Source organism: Belnapia sp. AC561, assembly GCF_979252845.1.
This window is the reverse complement of sequence record NZ_CEEDBP010000094.1, coordinates 1-3,658: the sequence shown is the minus strand read 5'-3', so window position 1 is coordinate 3,658 and position 3,658 is coordinate 1. Positions and strand designations below refer to the sequence as shown.

Annotated in this window: 5 protein-coding genes; 2 read left to right on the top strand and 3 right to left on the bottom strand. The window is 75.4% G+C overall.

Annotated features, from left to right (window positions below):
- The 3 genes from AC0IW9_RS30140 to phnF form a co-directional block, all read right to left on the bottom strand.
- Positions 1–858, bottom strand: an 858-nt coding sequence (locus AC0IW9_RS30140; RefSeq protein WP_471651994.1) for an amidohydrolase family protein, incomplete at its 3' end; no start/stop codon positions are given.
- Positions 859–897: 39 nt separating this feature from the next.
- Entirely contained in the window at positions 898–2,040 is a 1,143-nt protein-coding gene (locus tag AC0IW9_RS30135) for an alpha-D-ribose 1-methylphosphonate 5-triphosphate diphosphatase (protein ID WP_471651993.1), read from the bottom strand.
- Between the two features lie 2 nt (positions 2,041–2,042).
- Complete coding sequence (gene phnF, locus AC0IW9_RS30130) at positions 2,043–2,804, bottom strand: phosphonate metabolism transcriptional regulator PhnF (protein ID WP_471651992.1); 762 nt, start codon at positions 2,802–2,804, stop codon at positions 2,043–2,045.
- A 51-nt stretch (positions 2,805–2,855) separates the two neighbouring features.
- Here phnF and phnG point away from each other — a divergent pair, with 51 nt between their 5' ends.
- A complete protein-coding gene (phnG, locus tag AC0IW9_RS30125; protein WP_471651991.1) occupies positions 2,856–3,356 on the top strand; it encodes a phosphonate C-P lyase system protein PhnG in 501 nt (166 codons plus the stop codon).
- Positions 3,353–3,658, top strand: a 306-nt coding sequence (locus tag AC0IW9_RS30120; RefSeq protein WP_471651990.1) for a phosphonate C-P lyase system protein PhnH, incomplete at its 3' end; no start/stop codon positions are given. The genes phnG and AC0IW9_RS30120, both read left to right, overlap by 4 nt.

Below are 3,658 nucleotides of genomic sequence, written 5' to 3'. Positions count from 1 at the left end.
CCGCAGCAGCCCCAGCGGCGGCAGGCTCGCCCCCCCGGCCCCATGGGTCGCCAGCGCCACGCCGCTCTCGGCCAGCAGCGCCGCCGCCGCCTGCTGCTTGCTCTCGCCGATCCCGCCCAGGCAGAAGCCATGGCTGATCGTCGCCCGCCCCTGCATCCCAAGCGCCACCACCCGCGCGCAGAACTCCTGCACCGTGAACAGCCCCAGCTCCCCCGCCTCATGCAGGTGGATGTCGATGCCCTTGCCGTGCTTCTCCGCCAGGCCGAAGACCGCATCGAGGTGCCCCTTCGGGTCCCGGTCCACCTCGCAGGGGTCGAGCCCGCCGACCAGGTCCGCCCCCGCCCGCAGCGCCGCATCCAGCAGCTCCAGCGTCCCCGGCGCCCGCAGGATGCCCGCCTGCGGGAAGGCCACGGTCTCGATCCGCACCATGTGCCGGTGCGCTTCGCGCGCCGCCAGCACCCCCTCCAGCGCACTCAGGCCGAAGACCGGGGTGATGTCGACATGGCTGCGGATATGTGCGGTGCCGAAGGGCACCACGCGGCGGATCATCGCGGTCGCCCGCGCCTCGGTATCCAGCGGCAGGCCGGGCAGCACCCGCGCATCGGTCTCGATCCGGGAGAGCCTGGTCGGCCCCGCCGCATGCGGGATCCAGGGCAGGCCGAGCGTCGTCTTGTCGAGGTGCATGTGCCCGTCGACCAGCCCCGGCAGTACCAGCGCCCCGCCGAGGTCGCGCACTTCGCCGGCCGCCGGCAGCGCCGTCCCGGGCGGCAGCAGCGCGGCGATCCGCTCCCCCCGGCAGCCGATGGTCATCCCGGTCCGCCCGTCGGGCAGCCGCGCATTGGTCAGAAGCAGGTCCATGGCGGCATCGAAGCCGAGGAGGATGCCCCGCCGCAAGCCCTAGCCGGTGAGGCGCGCGACCGCCGGCCCCGTCAGCAGCGCCGCCTCCCCCGCGCAGAACACCGCGACCACGCCGGGCCCGGCCGGATCCACCACCACCACGTCGCCCCGCAGCCCCGGCGCCAGCGTGCCGCGGTCGTGCAGCCCCGCCGCCGCCGCCGGGTTGGCCGAGACCAGCGCCCAGGCCTCCGCCAGCCCCATCCGGCCGCGCGCCGCCATGGCGAAGGGCGCGGCCAGCAGCGCCGGCCAGTGGTAGTCGCTGGCCAGCACCGTCACCAGCCCGCGCTCGGCCAGCGGCGCCGCGCTGGCCCAGCCGAGGTGGCTGCCGCCCCGCACCACGTTGGGCGCCCCCATCACCACATGCTCGCCGGCGGCCCGGGCTTCCGCCGCCACCGCCTCCGCCATCGGGAATTCACACAGCCGGGCGCCGAGGCCGCGGTACAGCGCCCGGTCCTCCAGGGTCGCGTCGTCATGGCTCAGCATCGGGATGCCGGCCGCGGTCGCCGCCGCCGCCAGCCGGGCCCGCGCCGCCGGCACCTCGCCCCGCCGCGCCGCCACCGCCTCGGCGAGCGCGCGAAATTCCTCCCCGCCCAGCCCGGCCCGCCCGGCGTATTTCGCCAGTTCCTTGGCATTGCCCAGCTTGCGGAGGATGGAGGGCGTATGGTCGTTGAAGCCCAGCAGATGCACCCGCCCAGCGGCGATATCAGCCAGCGCATCCTCCAGCGCCTCCAGGTTGTCCGCCTCGAAGCGCAGATGCACCCGCAGGTCCAGCGGATGCGGCCGCGCCGCCTCCAGCGCCGCCATCAGGTCGCGCCACATCGCCAGCGACCGCAGCCCCGGCTCCCAGGAGAGCGTCACGCCGAGGAAGGCGGTGGTGATCCCGCTCGCCAGCAGCTGCGCGGCGCTGTCGCGGATCGCCAGCGCCGGCTCGAAGCCGATCCCCGGCCGTGGCTGCAGCCCCCGCTCATGCGCGTCGCCATGGATATCGACCAGGCCCGGCAGCACCAGCAGGCCCGACGCGTCGAAGCCCCGCGCCCCGTCCGGCGCGCCCGCCGCCACCTGCCCCCCGTCGAGCGCCAACTCCCCGCGCCGCAGCACGCCATCGCGCAGAACCTCGCCGCCCTGCAGCACCCAGCCCGCCATGCTCAGCTCTCCACCACGATCTGCATCCGCCCGGCGGCATAGCAGGCGAAGCTCACCTCCACCGGCTGCCCCTCCGGGTCCACGTTCACCGCCTCCGTCACCAGCACCGGCCGGGTGCGGGACTGCGCGAGCAGCGTCGCCTCCTCCGGCGTCGGCATCCGCGCGGTGATGCGCGTCACCTGCCGCCGGTAGTCCGCCACCCCCAGCCGCGCCAGCGCCTTGGTGATGGAGGGATCCTCCGCCAGCAGCGCCGCGATCCCCGGGAAGCGCGCGGCGGAGAACCAGTGGCTGCCGATCACCACCGGCCGCCCGTCCGCCAGCCCGAGACGCTCGGCCAGCACCACCGGCCGGCCGCGCCGCAGCTTCAGCGTCTCGGCGATCCCGGCATCGGCCGCCATCTCCTCGATCCGCAGCATCCGCCCCTGCGGCTCCCGGTTCTGCCGCCGGATGGTCTCGGAGAAGCGGGTGCGCGGGCCGACCGGGTAGTCCAGCACATCCTCGGCGACGAAGCTGCCCCGCCCCTGCTCGATCCGCACCAGGCCGCGGCTTTCCAACTCCTCCATCGCCCGCCGCACGGTGTGGCGGTTGACCCCGAAGCGGGCGGAAAGCTCCGCCTCGGTCGGCAGCCGGGCGCCGGGGGCGAGGCTGCCGCCGGCGATGTCCCGCTCCATCGTCCCGGTGATCTGCCGCCAGAGGGCGATGCCCTGGCCGCGTGCGAGCGTCTCCGCCGCCATGCCGGCCGGTTTCATAAAAGCTTCAACCATGCGTCCCTGCCGCCGTGTATTTTGAGGCAGCTTATGTGACTGGACGTCCGCTTGTCTAGACTTTATCATGTGCTCATGCCGAACCACCCCGAGCCTCCCGGCCTCACCCCGGACCAGACCCAGCGCCGCCACTGGATGGGCGTGCTGGCCCGGGCCGAGGCCGCCGCCATCCGGGACTGCCTGGCCCAGGCGCCGCCCCTGCCATCGCATACCCGGCTGCGCGGGCCGGAGGTCGGGCTGGTCATGGCCCGTGGCCGCCAGGGCGGCGACGGCGCGCCCTTCAACCTCGGCGAGATCACCGTCGCCCGCTGCAGCGTGCGCCTGGCCGATGGCCGCATCGGCCACGCCTACGCGACCGGCCGCGACCTGGCCCAGGCCGAGCTCGCCGCGATCCTCGACGCCGCCCTGCAGGACCCGGCGCTGCGCCCCGCCCTGCTGGAGGCGGTGATCCAGCCCCTCGCCGCCGCCCAGTCCGCGGCCGCCGCGGCGGATGCCGCCCGCGCCGCCGCCACCCGCGTGGAGTTCTTCACCATGGCGACCATGCGCTCATGAGCCTCACCCCCATGGGCCTCACACCGGGCTTCGCCGACCCGGTCCCCGCCGCGCAATCCTGCTTCCGCGCCCTGCTCGAGGCCCTCTCCCGCCCCGGCCGCATCCAGTCCCTGGCGGCGCTGCCGGAGGCCCCGGCCCCGCTCGCCCCGGCGGCGGCGGCCGCGCTGCTGACGCTCGCCGATGCCGATACGCCCGTCTGGACCGATGCCGGCCCCGAGGCGGAGGCCTGGATCCGCTTCCACGCCGGCTGCCCCCTGGTCGCCGACCCCGCCGCCGCCGCCTTCCTCCTCGCCACCGCCACC

Coding starts and splice junctions, on each gene's coding strand:
- AC0IW9_RS30135 (WP_471651993.1), bottom strand. CDS start 2,040: ATGGCGGGCTGGGTGCTGCAGGGCGGCGAGGTTCTGCGCGATGGCGTG.
- phnF (WP_471651992.1), bottom strand. CDS start 2,804: ATGGTTGAAGCTTTTATGAAACCGGCCGGCATGGCGGCGGAGACGCTC.